The 23553-nt window shown below is 65.4% G+C and carries 19 protein-coding genes; 9 read left to right on the top strand and 10 right to left on the bottom strand.

Annotation, left to right across the window (positions count from 1 at the left end; genetic code table 11):
• Position 1: 1 nt before the first annotated feature.
• The 3 genes from AB0323_RS10325 to AB0323_RS10315 all read right to left on the bottom strand — a co-directional run bounded on the left by AB0323_RS10325 (position 2) and on the right by AB0323_RS10315 (position 4693).
• Complete coding sequence (locus tag AB0323_RS10325; protein ID WP_366177235.1) at positions 2-1546, bottom strand: sugar ABC transporter ATP-binding protein; 1545 nt, start codon at positions 1544-1546, stop codon at positions 2-4.
• A 38-nt stretch (positions 1547-1584) separates the two neighbouring features.
• Positions 1585-2901: a sugar ABC transporter substrate-binding protein gene (locus AB0323_RS10320; RefSeq protein ID WP_366177234.1), complete on the bottom strand. Its 1317-nt coding sequence runs from the start codon at positions 2899-2901 to the stop codon at positions 1585-1587.
• A 613-nt stretch (positions 2902-3514) separates the two neighbouring features.
• Positions 3515-4693 (bottom strand): ROK family transcriptional regulator, encoded by a 1179-nt coding sequence (locus AB0323_RS10315; protein WP_366177233.1) that lies wholly within the window; start codon positions 4691-4693, stop codon positions 3515-3517.
• 452 nt (positions 4694-5145) lie between these two features.
• On the opposite strand from AB0323_RS10315, the gene AB0323_RS10310 reads away from it, so the two are divergent.
• The 7 genes from AB0323_RS10310 (at position 5146) to AB0323_RS10280 (ending at position 12377) form a co-directional block, all read left to right on the top strand.
• Positions 5146-6270: a substrate-binding domain-containing protein gene (locus tag AB0323_RS10310; protein WP_366177232.1), complete on the top strand. Its 1125-nt coding sequence runs from the start codon at positions 5146-5148 to the stop codon at positions 6268-6270.
• Between the two features lie 88 nt (positions 6271-6358).
• Positions 6359-7369 (top strand): hypothetical protein, encoded by a 1011-nt coding sequence (locus AB0323_RS10305; RefSeq protein WP_366177231.1) that lies wholly within the window; start codon positions 6359-6361, stop codon positions 7367-7369.
• Positions 7366-8337 carry an ROK family protein gene (locus AB0323_RS10300; RefSeq protein WP_366177230.1) on the top strand — a complete coding sequence of 324 codons (972 nt, stop codon included), beginning with the start codon at positions 7366-7368 and terminating at the stop codon, positions 8335-8337. The genes AB0323_RS10305 and AB0323_RS10300 overlap by 4 nt, the downstream gene beginning before the upstream one ends.
• Positions 8334-9314, top strand: coding sequence for an ABC transporter permease (locus tag AB0323_RS10295; protein WP_366177229.1), 981 nt, complete (start codon positions 8334-8336; stop codon positions 9312-9314). Before AB0323_RS10300 ends, AB0323_RS10295 begins: the two co-directional genes overlap by 4 nt.
• Before the next feature lie 8 nt (positions 9315-9322).
• Positions 9323-10549, top strand: a complete 1227-nt coding sequence (locus AB0323_RS10290; protein WP_366177228.1) for an alanine racemase — start codon at positions 9323-9325, stop codon at positions 10547-10549.
• Entirely contained in the window at positions 10546-11325 is a 780-nt protein-coding gene (locus tag AB0323_RS10285) for an ATP-binding cassette domain-containing protein (protein WP_366177227.1), read from the top strand. Before AB0323_RS10290 ends, AB0323_RS10285 begins: the two co-directional genes overlap by 4 nt.
• The gene (locus tag AB0323_RS10280; RefSeq protein ID WP_366177226.1) at positions 11322-12377 is read left to right on the top strand and encodes an SIS domain-containing protein; all 1056 of its coding nucleotides are present in this window, start codon (positions 11322-11324) and stop codon (positions 12375-12377) included. Before AB0323_RS10285 ends, AB0323_RS10280 begins: the two co-directional genes overlap by 4 nt.
• Positions 12378-12569: 192 nt before the next feature.
• Here the strand turns inward: AB0323_RS10280 and AB0323_RS10275 are convergent, their stop codons facing one another.
• On the bottom strand, positions 12570-12887 hold the full coding sequence (locus AB0323_RS10275) for a hypothetical protein (RefSeq protein WP_366177225.1): 318 nt from the start codon (positions 12885-12887) through the stop codon (positions 12570-12572).
• A gap of 322 nt (positions 12888-13209) precedes the next feature.
• A complete protein-coding gene (locus tag AB0323_RS10270; protein ID WP_366177224.1) occupies positions 13210-14355 on the bottom strand; it encodes a hypothetical protein in 1146 nt (381 codons plus the stop codon).
• Positions 14356-14655: 300 nt separating this feature from the next.
• Between AB0323_RS10270 and AB0323_RS10265 the strand changes: the two genes are divergently transcribed.
• Positions 14656-15195 carry a GNAT family N-acetyltransferase gene (locus AB0323_RS10265; RefSeq protein WP_366177223.1) on the top strand — a complete coding sequence of 180 codons (540 nt, stop codon included), beginning with the start codon at positions 14656-14658 and terminating at the stop codon, positions 15193-15195.
• On the opposite strand, the gene AB0323_RS10260 is transcribed toward AB0323_RS10265, so the two are convergent.
• A complete protein-coding gene (locus tag AB0323_RS10260) occupies positions 15167-17227 on the bottom strand; it encodes a phosphocholine-specific phospholipase C (protein WP_366177222.1) in 2061 nt (686 codons plus the stop codon). The two genes, AB0323_RS10265 and AB0323_RS10260, sit on opposite strands and share 29 nt — an antisense overlap.
• 120 nt (positions 17228-17347) lie before the next feature.
• On the bottom strand, positions 17348-18205 hold the full coding sequence (locus tag AB0323_RS10255; RefSeq protein ID WP_366177221.1) for a phosphatase PAP2 family protein: 858 nt from the start codon (positions 18203-18205) through the stop codon (positions 17348-17350).
• 108 nt (positions 18206-18313) lie between these two features.
• On the opposite strand from AB0323_RS10255, the gene AB0323_RS10250 reads away from it, so the two are divergent.
• Entirely contained in the window at positions 18314-19927 is a 1614-nt protein-coding gene (locus tag AB0323_RS10250) for a phospholipase D-like domain-containing protein (RefSeq protein ID WP_366177220.1), read from the top strand.
• A gap of 46 nt (positions 19928-19973) precedes the next feature.
• On the opposite strand, the gene AB0323_RS10245 is transcribed toward AB0323_RS10250, so the two are convergent.
• The 3 genes from AB0323_RS10245 to AB0323_RS10235 form a co-directional block, all read right to left on the bottom strand.
• On the bottom strand, positions 19974-20279 hold the full coding sequence (locus tag AB0323_RS10245) for a hypothetical protein (RefSeq protein WP_366177219.1): 306 nt from the start codon (positions 20277-20279) through the stop codon (positions 19974-19976).
• A gap of 600 nt (positions 20280-20879) precedes the next feature.
• A complete protein-coding gene (locus tag AB0323_RS10240; protein WP_366177218.1) occupies positions 20880-22280 on the bottom strand; it encodes an FAD-dependent oxidoreductase in 1401 nt (466 codons plus the stop codon).
• A complete protein-coding gene (locus AB0323_RS10235; protein WP_366177217.1) occupies positions 22277-23518 on the bottom strand; it encodes an amidohydrolase in 1242 nt (413 codons plus the stop codon). The genes AB0323_RS10240 and AB0323_RS10235 overlap by 4 nt, the downstream gene beginning before the upstream one ends.
• Between the last annotated feature and the right edge of the window lie 35 nt (positions 23519-23553).

Genomic DNA, 23553 nt, shown 5'->3' with positions numbered 1-23553 from the left:
CTCACACCATTCTGGAGACTAGGGCGGATTCGGAGGGTTTGGCGTCGACGGGCGCGGACACGAGATCGGAGACCGCGCCGTCCCGCATCACGATGACCCGATTCGACAGGCCGATGACCTCGAGCAAGTCATCGCTGATGAGCAGGATCCCGACGCCGGTGGACGCGATTTCGCGGAGGAGCTCGTACACCTGCTCCTTGGCGCCGGCGTCGACGCCTCGGGTCGGATTGTCCAGGATGAGCAGGTCGACGCCGCGGGCGAGCCAGCGCGCGATGAGCGCCTTCTGCTGGTTCCCTCCGCTCAGCGAGGTAATCGGCGCGCCGATGCCGGCGGTCTTGATGGACAGCTTCCTGACGTATTCCTCGGCCTGCCGTACCTCCAGGCCCAGGTCGAGGAACAGCCCCTTCTGGGAGGCGATGCGCGCAAAGGAGATGTTCCGGGCCACGCTGAAGGTGTCGAGCAGTCCGTCGTCTTTGCGCTCAGGGGTGATGTAGCCGACCCGCTGGCTCGAGGTATAGCGCGCGGAGTAGGAGCGAGGCAGCTCCTTGCCCTTCAGGCGAAGGACCCCTTCGGTGGTCGGCCACTCCCCGTAGATGGCACGGCCCAGCTCCGACTTCCCGGAACCGAGGACGCCGGCGACGCCCACGATCTCGCCGGCGCGCACCTGCAGTGACACATCCCGGAATGCCTCGCCGTCCCCGAGTCCCTCGATTTCGAGCAGGAGCTCGTCCTCGGGCTCTCGTTGGAGGTTTTCCCGGTAGAACTGGTCGTTCCGGGCGCGGCCGACCATGAGCAGGTGGAGGCGGTCCTCGGTGAGCTCGTCGGCCGCTGCCTGGGCGACGACCGCGCCGTCCTTCATCACCACGATCGTGTCGCTCCAGTCGAGGAGCTCGCTGAGGCGGTGCGAGACGAAGACGATCGCGCTGTTGGCCTTGACCTTCTCGATGGTCTCGGCGAGGAAGTGGATCTCGTCGGAGACCAGGCCGGCTGTCGGTTCGTCGAGCAGGATGATCGGGTGTTCCTGGCCGAGGAGCTCGGAGAGCGCGAACGCCCGGAGGATCTCGATCACCTGCTGGAGAGCGAAGGGCAGCGAACCGACTGGCTGGCGGACATCGATCCAGCCGTGGCCGTACCGCTCGAGGATCGCCTCAGCACGGTGGATCGCCGCGCTCCGCTGGATCACCCCTCCCTTGGTGAGGAGGTTTTCGTGGCCGAAGAAGAGGTTCTCCCAGACGGTGAGGTTGGGCAGGAGCGCGAGCTCTTGGAACACCCGGTAGACACCGTTCGATGAGGCCTGGTGATAGTTCGCGAAGGCGATCTCGCGGCCGCGGACTGCGACGCTGCCGGAGGTCGGGGTCTCTGTTCCGCTGACGATGTTCAGCAGCGTCGACTTGCCGGCGCCGTTCTCGCCGATCAGCCCGACGACCTCCCCTGCGCGGACGCTGAACGAGACGCCGTCCAACGCCCGCACTGGGCCGAACTCCTTGGTGAGCGCCTTCAGTTCGAGGAGCGGCGCGTTGGCTTGTGCCAGATCCGAGCTTTGCATGAGTGTGGTGCTCCAGTTCGGGGGCGGAATCGGCGGCGTCAGAAGACGGTCAGGTCGTGGCCGCCGTCGCCCTTGCAGAGCTTCCGCACGCTGGCGAAGGGGTCGGTGCCGAGTCGCTGGGAGTACGACTTCGCGACGGCCTCGACCTGGGCAGCTGACGCCGCCGCTGTGTACTTCGCGGGCAGCTCGTAGCCCGCGGGCTTTGGCTGGAGCAGGTTGTAGTAAGTTTCGAGGTCGATGGGGGCGAAGGAATTCTGTGGGTCCCAGTCCTTGGGGTTCAGGGCTCGGGACATCTTCGCGTAGTCGAACGGGAAGGGGCCGCCGCCGTACATCATCTTCTTGTAGGCAGTGGCCGCCTCCGGGGTGTTGATCACGAAGGTGCCGAGCCACATCATCCGCTCGAGGGGATCCAGGTTCACACCGGCAAGGGCGTCGAACACCTGGACTGTCAGCCAGCCTGCCGCGAACCCGCCGTGCTGCGCCCAAGTCGCCAGGGCGCGGCCGCTCGCGATTGCGCTGAGCATGTCCGGGATGCCGTCGATGCCCGTCACGAGGACGTCCTTGCGGCCGCGGGCGGAGAGGGCCGCGAGCACGCCCATGGCCTCGTCGTCGTTCTGGCAGAAGACTGCCTTGACGTTCGGGTGCGCCGTGAGGAGTGCGCTGATGACCGGCTCCGTGGCGCCGCGGTTGAACTGGCCGGGTTCGCGGGCGACGAGCTTGACGCCGGGGAACTTCTTCAGAGCTCGGTCGACGCCCTCCGTGCGGAGGATGTCGGCTGTGTTTCCGGGCACACCGGTGATGTGGATCAGCTCGCCTTCCCCTCCCATCGCATCGAAGAGGACCTTGGCGACGGTCTGCGCGCCGGCGACGTCGTTGGGGGCGATGAACTGAACCCACTTGTCACCGATATCGAAGGGCGTGAGCCACGGAGCGACGTTCCACGCGTTGGCCACGACCGTGCCGTTCGCCTGGGCAGTCGAGAGCGCCATCTTTGAGATTCCGGGGTCCGCGACCATCGAAGTAATCGCATTGAAGTTCCGGGTTGCCGCGCTGCGGAAGATGGTGAGCGCCTTGTCGTTGCTGGAGTTGTCCACCTGCGCCTCGTTCTTCATGCCGAGCGCGCGGGCGGCCTCGTCTGACCCCTGCTGCCAGCTGTTGAAAAAGGCGTTGTTCGAGCTGAAGTACTGGTTGACGGTGTGCCAACCCTTGCTACGGGGGTCGCCCGCCGGGAAGGACGAGGCTGCGGGGGCGGGTCCTCCACCGCGGTTGCATGCGGCGAGCGAGAGCGTCACAGCCGCGGCTGCGGTCCCAGCCAGGAGGCTGCGACGGGTGAGGGTGAATGCCGAGTTTGCCATGGTTCTCCATCCAGGGTCGTCATTGACGTTCGATTGAGAGCTGGGTGGCCACGGGCGTGCGGCCGATCAGCTGGTGTCCGGCAATGCCGGACTTGGGCGAACCGGGCGAAGCTACTTGTTAGCGCTATCTTGGTTCTGTCCCCATCAGGAAGCATTTCCTATTTGTGTGTGCGCTGCGTGTTAGCGCACTCACAGACTATGTGATGGGTTCGCGCCGTGCAAGGGTTTTGCGAGTTTTTCAGTCAGGCTTAGGGAGAATCCAAGTTTGTTAGCGCACTATCTAATCCACCGTACCCAACGGATTCGATGCCAGATTGGCTTGGATCTCGAAATCTTGGATTAGCGCAAACACGGCCCGAAGCGGCCTTGAGCTTCTGGTGTTGGCGACGTCGCCGCGCTGGCCAGCAAGTACGGGCCGGGCCTCGCGACGAAAAAAACCCGCGCAAAGCCCTGGATTTGCCAACGCCGATAGTAGCGACGTTCCCATTCCGCGTGACTCGCAGTTGAACGCCGTTCTGGGCCGCCTACCGGTGGCTTGGCGATCTTAGCCCCTGCCAATGCTGACGCAGGCGCTGTGGCTGCCGTTCCCCTCACGGCACCCCGATAGGCCTCGTCAGCGTCTCGCGGCTTGTACCCGCTCGTGCGTGAGCGCGTCGCCGCCGGGAAGGCTGACGAAGGCTTCCTCTTCTATGCCAAGATCCGCGTACACCCTGTGCAGTGCGGCGACCACGGCGCCCACAGCACCCGAGAAGTCGCCCAACTCGGCAGCAGCGAGCCGGGGAGACGCGCGGAGATTCTGCTCTAGAGCCGTCTGGTAGCGGTCGAGGTTCGAAGCGAGGGAGTTTGCGATGCCGCCGCCGAGGACGATCGTCTGCGGATCGCATGAAACCGTTGTGGCCGTGAGAACGATCAGGAGAGCTTGATCGAAATGGGCGCGCAATGCCTTCAGCGCGGGGCCCGCATCGCTTGCGAAGAGCTGGTTGGGGCCGGCGAGATCGATGCCCGCCTCGGCTGCACGGCGGATGATCCCGGCGCCGGTGACCATGTGCTCAAGGCGGGTCCCAAGGGGCCCGACGGGCAGCTGCCCGAATTCACCGATTAGTCCGTGGTCGCCTTGAAGGATTCGGCCATCGATCGCCAGGCCGGCGCCCAGGCCGGAACCGATCGTGACCATTGCCGCGTTGGACGCGGAACGTGCCGCGCCAAAATGCTGTTCACCGAGGAGCGCGTAGTTGGCGTCGTTGTCGAAGCCGACCGGCCTGCCCATGGACTTCTCGACGTCGTCCAGGAATGTGGGCACCTCGATCTGGGCGAGGTTGGGTGCGTTGGAAATCGTGCGCTTCTGCTGACTCACAGCCCCCGGCAGGCCAACGCAGAGGTGTTCGACTCGGTCCCAGACGTCTCCGGCCGACGCGCGCGCGGTGGAGGCCAACCACTGTGCGAGCTCGCTCGCAGTCGTCGCAGTGGGTGTCGCGATCTCGAGGGCAAGAAGCGGACGAGCAAGCAGGTCGGCGACGACGAGGCGCACGTTGGACGCTCCGAGGTCCACGCCGATGACGAAACTGCGATTGGACACCACGTCTAGCTCGACGGCCCGACGTCCGCGAGATTCGGAGATGATCTCGGCAGTCTCGGTGACGATTCCTTCAGCGATCAGCTGGTCGACAGCACGGGTGACTGTCGCTGCGGAGATGCCTGATGCTTCGGCAATCCATTTGCGGCTGGCAGGTCGGGACATCATAAGGGCCGTCAAGACCGCCTTGCGGTTCAGCTCTCTAGTGTCTTGGACCATCGGGCCTCCTTTTACAATCAGTGTGAATTCAAAGTTAGCCTAAATCGCCGCGGCGATCCAGCCGTGTCGGGGGCTCGTTTACTGGCCGGTTCATGTGGCGATGGCACTCGCCGGGCGGGATGCTCCAGCGTAGAAAGCTGCGCGGTTGGCCCCGTCCCGCGTGGCCGACTATGGCCGATAGCCCCTGATTTCGCGGGACCAAGCAGTCGGGCGACGACGCCGCTTAGGCCTGCGGTGAGAGTCGTGAACGTGACGCAGGTGCAGGGCGGCAGGTGCCCTACACCTTTGTCTGTGATACCTCCGAAACTTATTCGTTACAAGCGAGGGGGTTGACTTTACTTGCGCACTGAAATCAAAATGGAAATACGCACAAACGAAAGTGACAGGGCCACGCGCCACCGCTACCTGTCACCGGAACTGGTATCCCACCCGGTCACGGAAGGTAGACCCCCATGAGCACAGCACCCACGGTCCGACGGTTCGGCTTTCGTGCCGCAGTCGGCGCACTTGCGATCACGCTCGCCCTCGCTGGCTGCTCCGGCGGAGGCGGCGGCACGGCCGCTTCGTCCGGCCCCGCAGCCAAGCCCAGCCTGGAGTTCGCAGGTCCGAACGGCGAGAAGCCCGGTGCCCTCTCGGAGCTTTCGCTGACGAGTGACGAGCAGGCGAAGGTGAAGGGCGGCAAGTACACCGCCGCCTTCGTCTGGCACACGTCCTCGGACTTCGTGACCGCCGTCGAGAAGGGCGCGCGTGAGGAGTTCAAGAACCTCGGGATCGACGTCGTCGCGAGCACGCAGGCCAACTTCAACGCCGCTACCCAGGCCAACAACGTACAGACAGTCCTCGCGCTGCACCCGAACATCATCGTTACCATCGCGGTCGACCCGACCTCCGCCGCCGAGGCGTTCAAGCCCGCCGTCGCCGCGGGAACAAAGCTCGTCATCATGACCACGCCCCCCGCCGGATTCCAGGCCGGCAAAGACTTTGTGTCCATCGTGACGGAGAACCTGGCCAAGGCGGGGCAAGCCAACGCCGAGATCCTGGGCGACGCCCTCGGCAAGACCGGCGACGTGGGCTATATCTCGTACAACGCCAACTTCTGGTTCACGAACCAGAGGGACAAGTCGTTCAAGGATTGGCTGGCCTACGAATACCCCGACATGAAGATCGTTGACTCCGAAGGCTTCGCCGATGAGACGGCCACCCAGACGATCGCGGCCGCTATGATCGCGAAGAACCCGAATATCAAGGGCATCTACGTGTCGTGGGCGACGGCCGCGCAGGGCGTCGTGGCCGCGATCAAGGCGGCCGGGCGGAACGACATCCAGGTGGTCACGAACGACCTGGACACCACCCTTGCGGCCTCGATGGCCTCCGGAACGAACGTTGCCGGAATGGTCGGAAACGGATCCCTCGGAATCGGCAAGGGCCTCGCCTTGGCCGGAGCATACGGCGTCCTCGGCAAGACCGCGCCGGCGTTGGTCGCCTCTGACCCGACCAAGGTCACCAAGGCAGACCTCGACAAGGGATGGCTGTCCGACTATGGCACCCAGCCGCCGTCGAGCATCACCGGCGGCTGACCTCGGACCGAACGGGGCGGACGACTCCCGCGCCGCCCGCCCCGCTCGCCACGCACCCCAAGCACCAAGCACCACGAAGGAGACATCGATGTCAGGGCAAGTCACAACCGTTCTCGGTACGGTTTCGACCGATGACCTCGGCAGGGTCATGCCACACGAACACCTCCTCTCGCTGACCCCGGGACCCTGGCTCACCGGCGGGCTGCGGGACGACGCCGTCGATCGGGCGGTGGAGGCTCTCGGCTCGCTCCGAGAGTTCGGATTCGGGACCGTCGTCGACCTCAGCCCTTACGGTGTCGTCGGTCGGGACGACAACGGCGACAACGCTGCACTGCTCGCCGAGATCTCGCGCAGGACGGGCCTGCACATCATCTCCGGAACCGCGTTCTACCTTGAGTCCTACTCTCCCGAATGGGCGCAGGACGCCGACGCCGGCGTCCTCGCCGAGCGCCTCATCCGCGATGTGGTCCACGGCATTGGCGATTCGGGCATCCATGCAGGCATCTTCGGCGAACAGGCGACAAGCCTGGGGGAGATCACCGCCTACGAGGAGAAGTGCCTCCGCGCCGTCGCCCGCGCTCAACGCGAGACCGGACTCGCGATCATGACCCACACCACCCACGGCACCATGGCGTTCGAGCAGCTCAAGATACTTAAGTCCGAAGGCGTTGACCTGGACCGAGTGGTCATCGGCCACATGGACACCCAGCTGAGCCCCGAATTCGTACGCCGCGTCCTGGACGCCGGGCCCCGCATTGCCATCGACACGATCGGCAAGGAGAGCTGGGATTTCTTCCTGGGTCCGGCACCCGACCCTCGCCCGGACGGCGAGTTCGACAAGCACGCCTTCCACCGGTCTGACGCCGGACGCGCCGACCTTGTCGCGTGGCTGGTCTCCCTCGGATACACCGACCGCATCCTGCTCTCCCAAGACCTCACCGGAGCCGAAGTCTGGATGAACTCGAAGACCCACGGGATCCACGGCTACTCCTACCTCGGCGCTGTCTTCGTTCCCGAGCTCCGCGCACGCGGAGTCTCGGACGCGGACTGCGAACGGCTCCTCACTGCCAACCCCGCAAGCGTGCTGGAGGTGCTGTGAACGTTCTCCAGCATTCCTCCGTTCCGGTTTCGCGGTTCGTCGTCGGTGTCGACCTTGGTGGAACCAAGGTGCGCGCCGGCATCGCCGGCCTCGATGGTCGGGTGCTGTTCCAGATGACCGAACCCACCGCTCCGGATGCCGGGCCCGATCTCGTTCCGCAGTTGTCCGCATTGGTGGCCGCCCTGGCCTCGGCTGTCGGGGCCGATGTATCGGCAGTCGTCGCCACGGCGGTCGGAGGAGCGGGCGTTCCCGACGACGACTCGGGCCGATTCGAGCGCGCACCGAATCTCGGCGAGCTCAACGGGTTCAGCCTGGCAGCCGAGCTCGAGGAGGCGCTCGGGCATCCGGTGGTCTTGGAGAACGATGTCAACGTCGCGGCTCTCGGCGAACTGCACGAAGGCGTCGGCCTCGCGTACGACAGCTTCGCGTTCGTATCGGTCGGCACCGGCATCGGCGTCGGTCTCATCCTCGACCGCCGGCTGTGGGCCGGAGCAAGCGGCGGCGCCGGGGAGATCGGATACTTGCCGTTCGGTGCCGACCCGCTCAACCCCGCCAGCCACCGTCGCGGTCCGCTTGAAGAGGTGGTCGCGGGCGACGCCATCGGCCGTCGGTACGGGGCGTCCTCCGACGCAGCCGCCCCCGAAGCCACTCCCGACGCCGTCGAGGTCTTCGATCGGGCCGGGCGCGGGGACCCGCGTGCGGCCGCCTCGCTCGACGAGGAGGCGAAGTGGATCGCCTTTGCCCTCGTCGCGGTCGACGCTGTCGTGAACCCGGGACTCTTCGTCCTCGGCGGGGGAATCGGCACCCGCATCGAACTCCTCGCGCCCATCCGCGCGTGGATGACGCGCCTCGGCCGAGGCGACCTTGAGGTCGTCATCAGCCGGCTCGGCCCCCGCGCCCCCATCGCCGGCGCCGTGCGCCTGGCCATCGACAAGGCCCTCCAGCCACAGGAAAGAGAAGCATCATGACCATCACGACCCACGTCAAGACAGGGACGGGCAGCGCCGTCCTCCGGCACATCGATTGGAGGCAGTATGTCGTCTACATCGGCTTCGTAGTCGTCTTCGCCTACTTCGCCATCACCCAGGCCGGCAGCTTCCTCAACGCCACGACCCTAGTCAACATCATCACCCAGGCCGCGCCCATCACAGTGATGGCGGTCGGCGCGGTGTTCGTCCTGAGCGTTGGCGAAATCGACCTCTCCATCGGTTCCACCGTCGCACTCGCGTCCCTCGGCTCGGCCGTTACGCTGCAGGGGACCCACCAATGGTGGTTGGCCGCGTTGGCCGGACTCGCCATCGGCGCTGGGGTCGGCGCGGTCAACGGGATCTTTATCACTCTGGTGCGTCTGCCATCCTTCCTGGTCACTCTGGCCACGATGGGCCTGGTGGCCGGACTCGCCCAGCAGGCGACCAACCTGCAATCGGTTCCGGTCACGAACAGCGCCTTCGTTTGGCTGTTCGGCGGCGGAACGCTTCTCGGGATCCCCATTCTGATCTGGTGGACAGTTGTGATCGTCGCCATCGGGTGGCACGTGCTCCGTCAGCGCTCGTTCGGCGCACACGTGCTCGCGGTGGGCAACAAATCCTCGGCAGCGGCGGTGAGCGGCATCCGAGTGAACCGCGTGAAAATGATCGTCTTCATCGTGAGCGGCATGGCCGCGGCCCTGGCTGGCATCCTCTACGCGGGTCGACTTGCCGGCGCGACGTACACGCTCGGCAGCTCCGACTTGATGAGTGTGCTCGCCGCGGTCATCGTCGGGGGCACCTCCCTCACCGGAGGCAAGGGCTCGATCATCGGAGCCCTTGTCGGCAGCCTGTTCATGAGCATGATCAACTACGGTCTGCTCCTGGGCGGCCTCAACGTGGCACAGCAGCTGATCGTGCGCGGCATCATCATTCTCATCGCCGTCTCCCTCTCGCTCCGCGCCAAGAAGAACAGTTAGGCCCACCGATGTTCCTAGACCTCCTTCGACGCCGCAACCCGGCGCTCCTGCAAGCGGCCGCCCGGTTCCACCAGAACGGTCAGATCCCGGCCAACACCTATGTGATCGACCTCGATGCGGTGACGCGAAACGCGGCCGCCATCTCGGCCGAAGCCAGTCGACTCTCCCTGACGCCCTTCGCCATGACGAAACAGATCGGGCGCAACCCGGACGCCTCCCGGGCAATCGCCGCCGGCGGCATCGACAAAGCGGTCGGGGTGGACCTCGAGTGCGCGATCGCCGCCGCAACCGGGGGCCTCCGGACCGGTCATCTGGGGCACCTGGTCCAGATTCCCAGGCATCGCGCCGCGGAGGCCGCCGCACTCGAACCGTTCTACTGGACGGTTTTCTCGGAAGTGAAGGCAGCCGAGGCCGGCGCGGCCGCGCTGGCGCAAGGCCGTGTCCAAGACGTCCTGTTGCGTATCCAGGCCCCGGGCGATCGGTTCTATCGCGGACACGAGGGCGGGTTCGACGCCACCGACGTCGTGGCCGCTGCCGACCGGATCGACGCCATTGGCGGCGTTCGGTTCGCTGGCATCACGACATTCCCTGCAACGCTCTTCGACGCCGCAACAGGTGCCGCACGCTCCACTCCGAACCTCGCCACGCTCACGACGGCCTTGCGGGCACTGGAACGAGCGGGCCGCCAGGACGTGCAGGTGAACGCCCCAGGAACGACCTCCGCCTCCATCCTGGCAACGCTCGCCGAGGCTGGCGCCACCCAGGTGGAACCGGGACACGGCCTGACGGGCACTACTCCGATCCACGCGGTGCAGGACCTCGTGGAGGAACCCGCCATCGCCTATGTCTCCGAGGTCTCCCACCTCTGGAACGGCGACGCCTACGTCTTCGGCGGTGGCCTCTACGTGGATCCGGTGCTCGGCGGCTCGACGACCTCGGCGCTCTTTGTGGCGCCGGATACCGACGCGGTCACCGCGCCCGAGCTACGGGTGGACATGCCGGCAGCCGACGCGATCGACTATTACGCCACCGTTCCCCTCGGCGACCACCGCGCACAACCAGGCGACACCGTGCTGTTCGGGTTCCGCCCCCAAGTGTTCGTCACCCGCGCCCTCACCGCCGGCATTGCGGGCCTCTCCACCGGAACGCCGACGGTCGCCGGTATCTGGTCTTCCGACGGCTCAGCACCCCTCACCATCTCTGACACCCTCGCAGCACCCAGGAGGACAGCATGATCATCGCAGACCCCGCATCCACGCCGAAACCCAACAACGGAACGGTCAAGCCGCTCCGGCTCGACGGCATCAGCAAGCACTTTGGCGGCATCGTTGCCATCAAGCGGTTCGACCTTGAGATCGAGCCCGGCGAGATCGTCGCCCTGGTCGGCGACAACGGCGCCGGCAAATCGACGCTCGTCAAGATCATCTCCGGCCTTTACCAGCCCACAGACGGGGAGATCTGGTTGAACGGGGAACGCACCGTCTTTCGTGACGCCTCCGATGCGCGCACGAAGGGCGTTGAAGTCGTCTACCAGGATCTCGCGCTCGTCGACCTCCAGCCGGTGTACATGAACCTGTTCCTCGGCCGCGAACTGCGCAAGGCGCCGTTCGGCACGCTCGATCGGAAGGAGATGGCAACGCGCACACAGGCACTTGTCGACGAGCTGGATGTGCGCATCCCCTCTGCGAAGTCGACACTCAGCGACCTTTCGGGCGGCCAACGGCAGGGTATAGCCATCGCGCGCGCTACCCATTGGGCCAGCAGCCTTGTACTCATGGATGAGCCGACGGCGGCCTTGGGGGTTGCCGAGACCGCGAAGGTCGAGGAGACGATCCTCAAACTCAAGGAGCGCGGCGCCGCCGTACTCGTCGTCAGCCACAACATGGAGCAGGTCTTCCGCATCGCCGACCGGGTCACAGTCCTCCGCCGTGGGACACAGGTAGGAACCCGGCGTGTCGCCGACACGTCCCACAATGAGCTGGTCTCGATGATCACAGGGCTCGCCTCGTGAGCGCGGCGATCATCGACGGGCCCGGGGCACTGATGCGGGCGGAGATCGCCGAGCAGCCCAGCCGCTGGCTCGACCTGCTCGATGACCAGCGGCCCGCCATCGACGCCGCCGCCGACCTGATCCGTGAATCCCAACCAGAACTGCTCGTCTTTGTGGCACGAGGGTCAAGCGACCACGCCGCGATGTACGGCCAATACCTCGTCCACAACCTTCTTCACATCCCGGCCATGCTGGCGACCCCGGCAACGGTGACCGCGTTCGACACCAGCCTTCGCTACCCCTCGTCAGTCGCCCTCGCCGTATCCCAATCGGGCCAGTCCCCGGACCTGCTCGCGACCGCCGAATCCATTGCCGAAGCGGGCGTGCCCGTTGTCGCGATCACCAACGACTCCCGGAGCGCCCTCGCCGCACTCGGCCGCGTTCATATTCCGCTCGCAGCCGGGCCGGAACTCTCAGTCGCCGCGACCAAGACATACACAGCGGAGCTCCTGGCCATCGCACTCGTGGTGTTCCGCGTCGCCGGCCTCGATTGGGATGACATCGGAACTCGCGTCCATGCAACAGTGGAGGAGGCGATCGCAGTCCTTGATCAGCCGGTCGACGAGCTGGTCGATGCTTTCGAAGGTCGCGAACGCATCCTCATCGTCGGCCGAGGCTACGGGATGGCTACCGCGAAGGAGGGCGCCCTCAAGCTCATGGAGACGAATGCGATCGCCGCCTCGGGCTGGAGCGCCGCCGATGCGACCCACGGCCCGCTCGGGCAGATCGTGCCTGGTACGGGCATCATCGCGTTGACGCGCGGCGACGCAGGCCGCGACTCCGTCGTCTCCTTCGCCGAAGCGGCCACCCGGCTCGGCGGGCTCGTCGCTGAGCTGGGGGGACGGACAATCGCGGACGCCCAGGTCCGGGTGCCGAGCGCCACGGTGGCGACCGAACTGTCGCCGCTCGTCGACATTCTCCCGCTGCAGAGACTGGCGCTGGAACTGGCACTACGCCGCGGACTGGACCCAGACAATCCAGTCGGTCTTGCCAAAGTCACCAAGACCCACTGATCCGTGCGCGATGGCCCGGGCCCGAACGCGGGTCCGGATCGGCCTTGTCCCCGCGCGTACGGTCCGGGCGGGTCAGTGGCCTGCCCGGACCGGCCCGGTTGATCGGCGGGACTCAACTAGTGCGGAAACAGGGGCGCATCCCCGCCCCGCCGGACGCGCTTCACGAGCTCTAACTGAAGCTCAACGCCGTCCTTACAAAGCCTCATTAGGCTCGGCGGTATGCCGGCCGGGCTGTGTCCCCCTGATTACGGGCAAAGGTGCGGTGTCGAAGAACCGGTATTCGGTGGCCGGGACGCGAATTGTTCCGGCCGCTTCCGCTTTCTCCCGAATGAAATCGTGGTCGGCCGGAGAAAGCACAACCTGACCGCTCGGATCACATTCAAAGTCCCCGTGTGCGTCCTCGCTGATCTTGCTTGACAACGCTCTGGGCAGAGTCATGCATCCCGGATTTTCCAGAAGCCACGTCCGGGTTTTGGAATCGAGCCGGTCCCATTTGTCTTTGAGGCTCACGTATGCACCGTCCTGACTGACGTTTCCTGATCGTGAATTCCGTCCAGAATACGCTTGCCATCCATCGGATGGTAGGACTTTGTGCAGACCAGCTGCGGGCCGGTCACTGTTGGGCGGCCGCGACCGCCCGGGCATGCCAGGCATTCCGGAGGGTGCGGGGGTTCCACGTTGTCGTTGAGGAAGTGCCGGTTGAAATTGGACAGGTTCGAGAAGCCGACTTCGGAGCGGATGTGTTGCTTGGATCACATTTCGTCTATTGTTGTCCGGGGCGCCACAGCGTCGTGGCCCCCACATGGAGCGCCCGACCAATTGCCAGTGGCCCTCAGCCTTGTGGCCAACTGGATCTGCTGATGCGTGCCACGCAAATCCGGCCGTTGTCGGGCCTCCGGATGAGCGCCTGCCGCTTGCCGTCCGCGATGAGCCTAAGGCTGATTTTGTCGCCTTTACTTGCGGGGCCGATCGGGCTTACGAGCCGATAGAAAATATAGAACGAGCGCCGGTTTCCTGCGGGGTCCTTCGTTTCAAGGCGGATCGTGACGCCGGTCCGGCCTGCGGTCTTCCGTGTGACCGTGACCTCGACCTGGCGCCACTGGGCTCCGGAGGCAAGTAATTTCCGGATTCCGCCATAGTCTCCTAGCTCGTTCCTGAGTACGAGGGCGATTGCGGTCGGGAGGATTAGCAGAAATATGCCCATGGTCAGGGGATTGGGATGGTTCGCGTCGTTGGCGCCGTCGATCCAGATGTCTTGCGGATTCACGGTGTCGACGTCGACAGTCGTCCAGAACCCGGGCCCGGGCAGAGTGTTGCAGTTCGCGTTGACTTTGGCGACGCTGTGCAGTTGCCGGCCGTTGACGGTGTAGTCCACGTCCAGCTGGCACGAGGAATCGCGGCGTGCCGAGGTATCAGTTTGTGCCGTGACCGTTCCGTCGGTCTTGGTGTGGCTGGCGAGTGCGTGGTTGATCCCCGCGATGACGGCCCATCCCAGCCAGCCTGAGACCGATGCGATGGCGAGGACAGCAGCGGCGCGTTTGAGCCAGAGCCTCCTGCGAAGCCAGCTGCCTTTCCACATCGGAGGTGCGGGGTCTGGCGGTGTGGTGGCCTCTATGCGGGCTTCCGTGGTGACCTGGACCCAAGGTCCCGGAAGGTTGCCGAGCTCGGACGAGGTCAGGTTGGCCTTTGCCGTGAACCATGTGCGGGACATGGCGCTCGTGTTCCACTCGCTCTCGACCTTGCGCGCCGCGTCCGTGCCTGTCAGCGTCCAGGGCATGTACCGGCCGGCTCCGAATGCTCCCGGAACCAATAGTCCTTCGGAAACCAGCTCTTTGATCGTTTCGAGGGTGAGTTCCCTGACCCGTCGATGATCCGAAAGCTCACCCGTTCTCCTTGCGACGGCGACTAAGTCGGAGGCACTGAGCCAGCGCTCACCGGCGGCTTCGATCATCGACTCCCGGAGAGTGCCCGCCTTCATGCGTGCACTTCCGCAGGAACATCGTCTGGAGCCCGAGCGGAGGTGTGTCCACAGATGTAAGTCATGTGGCTTCCCCCTGCTGCGGACGATGCATCCCCGGTCTTAACGGCAAACTATCGCAAAACCGGGACCTCGAAGGCCTACCACGCGGAACCTCTGGGTGGACAGCGATTACGCAGACCGCGGACTGGCGTCCGCTGCCGTCCAAGCGATAGTCGAAATGGGGGACGAACCCGGACCCCACCGCATAGAGACGAGCACCCTCCTACACAACGCGGGGCTGCCCAGTACGCTATCGCCATGCAGATTCGTGAATGTGCTCTCGATGATCTGGCACAGGTGAATGCGGTCTGTGATGCTGCCGGCAGAAACCGTTGGATCCGCGACATGATCGCCCCAAGAAGCGACCGATTCATTTTGGTGGCCGTCGCGCAAGGTGAGGTCATCGGCGTAGCCAAGACGCATTTCCACTCGAATCCCGCAGACAGCTCGCCCGCAGGCCACTATCTCGGGGGAGTGGTGGTCGCTCCGGAGTTCCGACGACGCGGGGTCGGTTCTGCGCTCACCCAGGCGAGGTTGGAATGGATCTGGTCTCGGGCCTCGATCGCTCACTACTTCGCAAACGAACACAACACCGCATCCATCAGAATGCACGAGGCTCTCGGCTTCCGGCCGGTCGCCCGGTTCTCGGAGATTCGCGGAGTGACCGCGGACGACGGTCGGTCTAAGCTCATTCTCTTCGAGGCGCGCCATATTCCGGGTCAAGCAGCAGAATCATGCAACGGGACGACGAACGGCGGGCGACAGGCCGTCATCGGCCCAGCTGGGGGTCGGACGTGAGCGCCCGGCCGTCGTCGAGGCGCCCTGCGAGGACTCGCACGAGCTTCGGATCCGACGCGGCGGTGAGCTTGAGGTCGTACCAGCCGCCTTGCAGCGGGATCACCACGGTCTTGGCCTGGCCCGGGTTGAGCGGGAGGGCCTGCGAACCGGCGCCGTATGCGTCCGTGAGCGTGAGGGCGGCCGCCGCCGGGCCAGCGTTCTCGATCCGGAACTGCGCGTGGCCGGACGCGCCGTCTCGGGTGACGGTCGCGCGGATGTCCGCGGCCGCCGTCGTGCCCGCGTAACGGCGGTACCAGCCCGCCGGGCCGTGCATCTGCACGTCGTACTCGGCGCCAAGCGCCCACGACGCGTCGAGGGCCGCGCCCGCGCCGATCGTGTACGAGTACGGGTCCGCCGGAAGGAGATTTGAGCGGACCTGCACGTGTGCGCCAAGCGCCCCGGCGTTCAACCAGTGGGCGGAGAGCTTGCCGCCCGCCACCGAGACCGCGACGTCGAGTGCGTACCCGAGGGGGCGCGACGGGCGCGTGCCCTTCTCCTGGACCGGCATCGAGTTGACTGCGGGAGGCGTCGGCACATAGCTCGGGTGCCGGTTGTGGTCCGCGGGCTTGAATGCAGAGGTATCGGGCAGGGCCGGGGCCGCGCCCGCATTCGCCGAGAAGTCGAACGCGCTGGTGAGGTCTCCACATACTGCGCGGCGCCATGGCGAGATGTTGGGGGACTTCACACCGAAGCGTGACTCGAGGAACCGCACGATCGAGGTGTGGTCGAACGTTTCCGAGCAGACCCACCCGCCCATGCTCCAGGGCGAGACGACGAGCATCGGCACGCGCACGCCGAGACCGTAGTGGCCCGGGACGTCGGCGATGCCGGAGAACGTCATCCGGCCGTCGTACCACTCACCCTCGGTCGACACCGTGGATGCGCCCGGGATCTGCGGGGTGTTGGGGTGCGGCGGGACGACGTGGTCGAAGAAGCCGTCGTTCTCGTCGTACATGAAGAACACGGCCGTCTTGCTCCAGACGTCCGGGTTGGACGTGAGGATGTTGAGGATATTCGCCGTGTACCAGGCGCCGAAGTTCGGCGGCCAGTTCGAGTGCTCGGTGTACGCCTCGGGGGCCACGACGTAGGAGACCTGCGGGAGCTTGCCGCCCGCGACGTCCTCGCGGAAGATCCGGAACAAGTCGTCGCCGGCCTTCGCGTTCGTGCCGGTCAGCGCCTTCTCGTAGAGCGGGCTGCCGGGCTTCGAGTTCTGGTACTGCGTGAGGTACAGGAGCGAGTTGTCGCCGTAGTTGCCGATGTGCGCGTCGCCCGTCCAGCCCCAGTAGCCCGCGGCCGTGAGGCCGTCGCCGACGTCCTGGTACACCTTCCAGCTCACGCCGGCCTTTTCAAGCTCCTCGGGGTACGAGCTCCACGAGTAGCCGACTTCGGCGTTCCACAGGTCGGGGCCGCCGGCCTTGTAGTCGTTGCCGTCCCAGCCCGTGAACATGTAGTAGCGGTTGGGATCCGTGGGGCCGAGCAGCGAACAGTGGTACTGGTCACAGATCGTGAATGCGTCCGCGAGGGCGAAATGGAACGGGACGTCGCCGCGCTCGTAGAACGCCATGGTGGCCTCGGATTTGGCGGGAAGCCACTTGTCGTATTTGCCCATGTTGAAGGCCTCGTGGGTGAGCTTCCACGAGTGGTCGAGGTCTTCCATGAACTGCATGCCGAGATTCGGCGCGGTGGGGTGGTAGGGGAGGATGTCCCGTGTTCCGTTGTTCTGCGCGAACGCGTCCTTCCCGCTCGGGAGGATGGCCGGATGCGGGTCACCGAACCCGCGTACGCCCTTGAGCGTGCCGAAGTAGTGATCGAAGGCGCGGTTCTCCTGCATGAAGACGATCACGTGCTCGACGTCTTTGATCGAGCCGGTGGCACGGTTGGCCGGAATGGTCGCGGCGCGCGCGATGCTCTCGCCGAGCATTTCCGCGATTGCGGCACTTGCCGCGCTGGCCCCTGATAGTTGAAGAAAACGTCGACGGTTGAGACCTGACATGAGTGACTCCCAGTGCTTGGCTTTGCTGACAAACCCCCGCCCGACTCTTCCAGCGCCAAGCAAAGGTCAAGTGCCGGAAAAGCAAACTTTGGACAACATGCGGGGCGGCGGCCCCGGCTTTCATCTGCCTTGAGCCTCGCCCCGGGAGTGGCCAAGCTTTTCGGTCTTTCGGGCGGTGAGGTACAGGCGATGGGCGGTAATGACCAGGACCAGCCAGGCGGCGCCGAGGGTCCAGGCCGCCAAGACATCAGTGAGCCAGTGGTGGCCAAGGAAGACCCGGCTGAGTCCGATGGTCAGGGCGAAAAGGGCCGCGGCGGCCACTGTCCAGGCGCGGGCCCTGCGGGAGCGGCAACGCAGGATGACCAGGTAGGCGACGATTCCGGCGATCACGAACGAATTCAGCGAATGTCCGCTGGGAAACGAGGGGGAATACTCGTAGGGAGGAACGGCGTCACTGAGCGGGGGCCGGGCCCGGCCTATAAGCTGCTTGCCGGCTATGGTCATGAGGAGGGAGCCCGCCGCCGCGGTCACAATGAGGATCGCCGGCGTCCAGGAGCGGCGACGGAGGACCAGTACGGCGGTGGCGATCGCTGCCAGGATCGGCATCCCGATTCCTCCGCCCAGAGCGGTGTAGGCAGTGGCGGCGGCGTCCAGCGTGGGGTCGCGCAACGTCATCGCCGCCTCCAACACCGGGTGGTCCAGGGCGGCCACGCCATCTGCTTCTGTCACCGCCTCGTACACCCCGCCGGTGGCGAAGGCCAACAGTGACGCGACTACGGCTCCGGCAGCGAGGATCAGGATCAGCGCACCGTACGGGCCGAGACGGCCACTGAGGCGTTGTGCGCGGGAGGCGAGCCACCTACCGGCGGGGGTCTTCCACCGGGCCAAGTCAGTGTCACCGACGAACCGGTCGTCGATGAGTTCGCCTTTGCCTCCGGTTGACTCGTCGTCCGACGCGCCTTGGGGGTGAACGCCCATTGTCTTCCGCCTCACGTCGTGAATGGATTTGATCAGTAAGGTTACCTTCTAGGCTGTTGAAGACCGGACACCAGACGATTGACCTCGGCCCGCAGGAAGGAGCATTGAGTGGACAGTGATGCTGGCACGTGGTTCCTGAGCCGCGCTGAGCGCGGGAATCTGGCCACAGACGTGCACTCGGGCGGTGCCGGGTCTCCGGCGTGGTCGGAGGGCAACCTCGTGCGGCCCCTGGTTCATGGATCGAGCTACTTTGCCCGACTGCATGAGGAATTGACTGCTTTGCAAGCGGGAGACCGCGTGTGGTTCACCGACTGGCGTGGCGACGCCGACGAGCGGCTACTGGCCGACGGGCCGACAATCGGGGACTTGCTCGCGGGGTTGGCCCGCGCGGGGGTGGAAGTGCGGGGCCTCGTCTGGAGATCCCATGGAGAGCGGATATCAGCCCCGATGAGCCGCCGTCCCAACGAGCTTCTCAGTCGCAAGATCAACGACGCCGGCGGAGAGGTGCTGTTGGATCAGCGTGTCCGCCTGTTCGGCTCCCATCACCAGAAAATGTTCGTCATCCGCCGACGCGACGATCCATCGCGGGACGTCGCGTTCATTGGCGGGCTCGACCTTTCCCACAGCCGACGGGACGACGCCGACCATGCCGGAGACCCGCAAGCGGTGGCCATGGATCCCCGGTACGGGAAACGTCCCCCGTGGCACGATGCCGCGCTCGAACTGCGTGGCCCCGTGGTCGCGGATGTGCTGGCGGTGTTCGCCGAACGGTGGAACGATCCCCATCCACTGGACCGACGCACCCCGTACCGGATGCTGCTGCAACGCCTGGCCCGCATGCCCCGGCACCCCGAACCCCTCCCGGCCGCTGCACCGCCACCACCCGCGGCCGGCCCCCATGCCGTGCAGCTACTGCGCACTTACGGGGTGAAACGTCCCCCGTTCCCTTTCGCTCCAGAAGGGGAACGCAGCGTTGCCCGCGGCTACGCGAAGGCCTTCGCCCGCGCCCGCTCGCTGATCTACATCGAGGACCAGTACCTTTGGTCGACAGAAGTCGCAGCCGGTATCGCGGCGGCCCTCGAACGGAACCCCTACTTGAACGTGATCGCCGTCGTGCCCCGTTACCCCGACTCTGACGGCCCTCTCGTCGGGCCGGCAAGCCGGCTCGGGCAGCTTCGCGCCCTCAGGATGCTGCGGCGGGTCGCACCTGACAGGGTCGGCGTGTTCGACCTGGAGAACAGCTCCGGAACTCCGATCTATGTCCACGCCAAGATCTGCATCATCGACGACACCTGGTTCACGTGCGGCTCGGATAATTTCAACCGCCGGTCCTGGACCACCGATAGCGAGCTCACTTGCGCCGTGCTCGACACAACTGCCGACAACGGGGAACTGCCCGGCATTGACACCGGCCACGACGCTTCCGGGCCGCTGGCCCGCGGGCTCCGGCTCCAACTCTGGGCAGAGCACCTGGGCTTGGACCAGGACGATCCCCAACTCCATGACCCGGCGGCGGGGCTCAAGCTTTGGAACACGAGCGCCGACGCTCTCGACCACTGGCACAAAACCGGGCGCCGCCCGCCCCGGCCCGCCGGAAACGTGCGACACCACACCCCGGAACCCGTGTCGTCCCATCAACGCCTTTGGGCGGATCCTATCAGCCGCTTCGTCGTGGACCCGGACGGCCGTCCCCGCCGGCTGCGCGGCACTGCCCGGTTCTAGGCAAGCCTGGTCGAAGCGGTCCCAGCGCGTTCATCGCGGCGCGGATTCAGGCGGCCATCATGGCGTCGGCGGATGACCGGACGGAGATGTTTACATCAGACTGTTGAGGATCGATCAGGGCCGGAAGGCGGCGGGATTGCGCGCAGCCGCGGAGCGCTTCCATGGCGGCGGGGTCGACGTTGGCCCCGCTGACGTCGATTTCAAGGGCCAGGCCATGCATGAGGGCGTTGGCCCGCCTCGCGACTGCGTATAAGGCGTGGAGACTCCGGGAGGTTAGCCGTCCATGGGCTGTGATGCGGACCTGGGCACCATCGATGTCCATTTTTACGAGAAGCCGGATTTTTTCGGTCATGAGTCCTCTTCCGATCAGGAACCGCGACGCTGCGGCCCGGAACAAACACTAAACGGGGGATGTGACGCAGGCAACAGTTATCTCCGTTAGCGGCTTAACTGATTGCGAACCATCTGTTCCGGCTTGCCCATGGCCCTCAGGGGAATCCTGACATAGGGTTTGACCCACTACCCGCTGGCTGCCCCATTGGGTTCATGTGAACGATGTGGGCGTTCGGGCATGAACTTTGAACGCGGGATCTGGCCAACGCCGATTCCCGACCGATGAAGACGTGAGGGAGAAACATGACAGTTGCCCGTGCTGGACATCGAATGGCCACTTATCGTCCCTGTGTTCCCGCAGCGCCGCCCAGGGTGCCGGCCTGTGGGCAGTGCGGTCCCGGGTTTCCTTTGACCTTCCATGAGTATGTTCCTGCTGTCTATGCGGCTGATGGCAGCGGGTTGCGGCCGCCGTCGGCAAGCTACAGCTGTGCGAGATGCGGTACCAAGGACAACCATCAGGTTCCCTCCGGCTGGGCGCCGCCTGAGTGGCAGTGGTACTCCTGAACCGCGTCGCTTAACGCATGCGACGACGGCGGGAGGCCCCGCCGTCGTCGGCTGCTCAGTCTTCGAGGAAGGCCGGCGTGAACAGTAGGTTCAGGCCCTCTGCCATGGTCGGATGGGTGATGACCGCATCGCGCAGGGCGGCGTAGTCCAGTCCCGCAAGTATTGCCATCTGCACCACGGCTATGACTTCGCTGGCTTCGGTGCCCACCAGGGCGGCGCCCAGGATCCTGTTGGTCTCGCGATCGATGGTGGCCTTCCAGATACCCTCCAAGTGCCCCACGGTCCGGGCCCGGGGAATGGCCGAAACCGGCATTTTCGCGATGCGGACGTTGTATCCTGCGTCCCGGGCATGCCTCTCGCTCAGTCCAACACGGCCAAGTTCGGGGGTCGTGAATACGCTGTAGGGGATCAGCCGGCCGGTGGTGCTGCGTGGCTTGCCAGCGCCGTTCCTTGCCGCCAGGTTCGTCTTCAACACGCGGTAGTCGTCATAGGAGGCATGCGTGAACTGGGGCGTCCCTGCGGCGTCGCCTGCTGCCCACACTCCTTCTGCGGTGGTGTGCAGCTGATCATCGACCCTGATGAATCCATGGTGGTCAAGTTCCACGCCGATACCTTCGAGATTGATGCCGTCGGTCATTGGTTTTCGTCCCACCGCCACCAGGATGTCATCGGCGGAGACTGTGTCACCGGAGGAGAGCGTCAGGGTAACGGTACCGTTTGCGGCGCGGCTGATCCGTTGTGCCCTGGTCCCCAGCCGCACGGTTATACCGGCGTCAGTGAAGTTCTGTTTGATGGCAGCGGCGATGTCCGGGTCCTCACGAGGAAGCAGTTGCCCGCTGCCGTGGACGACGGTGACTTTTACCCCGATGGTGTTGAGCAGGTCCGCGAATTCGCAGCCGACGTATCCGCCGCCAAGGACAATGATGCTCTCCGGCAGGGATTCCAATTTCAACAGGGTGTTACTGGTCTGCACTTTCGATTCCGGCAGGCCCACGATGGTCGGCAGGAGCGGTTCGGTGCCGAGATTAAGTACGACGTCGGTGCCTCGCAGAGTGCGCACGCCGCCGTCGTTCAGGATCACCTCGACCGTCCGGGGAGCGACGAACTTCGCCTCGCCGAGAATGAAGTCCATTCCCGATCCCACGAAGGAGGACAGCTGGCCCGCGACCATGGTCTCCACGACGTCTTCCTTCCGGTCGCGTAGCAGTTTGAGGTCCATGAGCGGGTTTTCGGCCCCCGAAATGCCAAATTCGGCGGCCCGGCGGATGGTTTCCAGTACCCGGCCGCTGTTGACGAGGGTCTTGGTGGGGATGCAGGCAACATTGATGCACGTCCCCCCGATCATCGAACGTTCGATCATTGCAACGTGCCTGCCGGCCCGGGCCAGGTCCATCGCCAGGGTTTTCCCCGCCTTTCCACCGCCGACCACCAGCAGGTCCACGTCCTCGGGGCTCACGGTGTTGCGCCTTCCGTGGACAGATAAGACAGTGCGGCGACCACGTGGGTCTGGACACCTATGGATAGAGCCGGGTCGATCACCGGCGCGAAGAGCGGGGAGTGGTTGGCCGCGATGTCCTGGGCTACTGTCCCGCGTTCGACGGCGGCGCTGTAGGTTTCGGGATCCACACCGCCCAGGAACCAGAAAGTGTACGGCACCCTGAAAGAGTCCGGGATGCGACTGAAGTCCTCCGAGGCGGTCTGTGGCGTGGCCTTGCGCACGGAATCCGCCCCGAAGTGGGCGGAGAATGCGGCCCGGACCTTCTCCGTCACGGCCGCGTCGTTGCTGGTGAGGGGGAATTGGTCGTAGTACTCGAAATCAGGGTCTTGCGGTGATCCGGCGGCGTAGCACTCGCCCTTGACTATCCGCTCAATGGCCGCGAGAACGGACGCACGGACCTGGGCATCGTAAGTGCGGATGTTGAGCAGGAGGGTGGCCTGGTCGGGGATGATGTTCGATGTCGCTCCGGCGTTGAGCGCCCCCACCGTGACAACCGCGAAGTCGCCCGGCTTGGTCTCCCGCGAGACGACGGATTGAAGTCTGAGGACGATCGAGGAGGCCAGCACCACCGGGTCAACGGACATGTGCGGCATCGAGCCGTGCGCGCCCTTCCCGTACACGGTGATCTTGAGCGAGTCTGCGGCTGAGAGGACCGGGCCCGCTGTTGTGGCGATTCTCCCCGCCGGGAACGGCATCACATGCTGGGCGAAGGCAACGTCGGGCGGCGGCACTTTGGCGACGAGTCCGTCGTCGACCATTGCTTGGGCTCCGGCCCCGATCTCTTCGCCGGGCTGGAACAGCACGATGTAGGTCCCGGACCAGGCTCTTCGCCCGTCGCCCATGAGCTTGGCGGCGCCGAGCAGCGCAGCGGCGTGCAGGTCGTGCCCGCACGCGTGCATGACCCCGTCGACGGCCGACGCATAAGGCAGTCCGGTAGCCTCAACGACGGGAAGTGCGTCGGTGTCTGCGCGGGCAAGCACCGTCGGGCCGTCCCCGTTTGCGAGGATACCGACGACGCCGGTGCCCCCGATGCGGGTTACGGCGTAGCCGAACGCCGCGAGTTTCCCCTCGACGAGCTTCGAAGTCCCGTGCTCCTCGAGGCTCAGTTCGGGATGCCTATGCAGATCGATGTACGTATCCCGGATCCAACCGAGCTCTGCTTCAAGGCCTGCCAAGACTGCTTCGTAACCGCTCATGGACCACCGCTCTCAGTAGCAGTTCGGAGGGCCAG

Source organism: Arthrobacter sp. NPDC080031, from assembly GCF_040702485.1.
GTDB lineage: Bacteria > Actinomycetota > Actinomycetes > Actinomycetales > Micrococcaceae > Arthrobacter.
This window is presented reverse-complemented; position numbering and strand designations above follow the sequence as displayed.

What these genes read in the sequence shown, in the direction of transcription:
- AB0323_RS10325 (WP_366177235.1), bottom strand. Translation starts at nt 1,546, where the DNA reads ATGCAAAGCTCGGATCTGGCACAAGCCAACGCGCCGCTCCTCGAACTG.
- AB0323_RS10320 (WP_366177234.1), bottom strand. Translation starts at nt 2,901, where the DNA reads ATGGCAAACTCGGCATTCACCCTCACCCGTCGCAGCCTCCTGGCTGGG.
- AB0323_RS10315 (WP_366177233.1), bottom strand. Translation starts at nt 4,693, where the DNA reads ATGGTCCAAGACACTAGAGAGCTGAACCGCAAGGCGGTCTTGACGGCC.
- AB0323_RS10310 (WP_366177232.1), top strand. Translation starts at nt 5,146, where the DNA reads ATGAGCACAGCACCCACGGTCCGACGGTTCGGCTTTCGTGCCGCAGTC.
- AB0323_RS10305 (WP_366177231.1), top strand. Translation starts at nt 6,359, where the DNA reads ATGTCAGGGCAAGTCACAACCGTTCTCGGTACGGTTTCGACCGATGAC.
- AB0323_RS10295 (WP_366177229.1), top strand. Translation starts at nt 8,334, where the DNA reads ATGACCATCACGACCCACGTCAAGACAGGGACGGGCAGCGCCGTCCTC.
- AB0323_RS10290 (WP_366177228.1), top strand. Translation starts at nt 9,323, where the DNA reads ATGTTCCTAGACCTCCTTCGACGCCGCAACCCGGCGCTCCTGCAAGCG.
- AB0323_RS10285 (WP_366177227.1), top strand. Translation starts at nt 10,546, where the DNA reads ATGATCATCGCAGACCCCGCATCCACGCCGAAACCCAACAACGGAACG.
- AB0323_RS10270 (WP_366177224.1), bottom strand. Translation starts at nt 14,355, where the DNA reads ATGAAGGCGGGCACTCTCCGGGAGTCGATGATCGAAGCCGCCGGTGAG.
- AB0323_RS10265 (WP_366177223.1), top strand. Translation starts at nt 14,656, where the DNA reads ATGCAGATTCGTGAATGTGCTCTCGATGATCTGGCACAGGTGAATGCG.
- AB0323_RS10260 (WP_366177222.1), bottom strand. Translation starts at nt 17,227, where the DNA reads ATGTCAGGTCTCAACCGTCGACGTTTTCTTCAACTATCAGGGGCCAGC.
- AB0323_RS10255 (WP_366177221.1), bottom strand. Translation starts at nt 18,205, where the DNA reads ATGGGCGTTCACCCCCAAGGCGCGTCGGACGACGAGTCAACCGGAGGC.
- AB0323_RS10245 (WP_366177219.1), bottom strand. Translation starts at nt 20,279, where the DNA reads ATGACCGAAAAAATCCGGCTTCTCGTAAAAATGGACATCGATGGTGCC.
- AB0323_RS10235 (WP_366177217.1), bottom strand. Translation starts at nt 23,518, where the DNA reads ATGAGCGGTTACGAAGCAGTCTTGGCAGGCCTTGAAGCAGAGCTCGGT.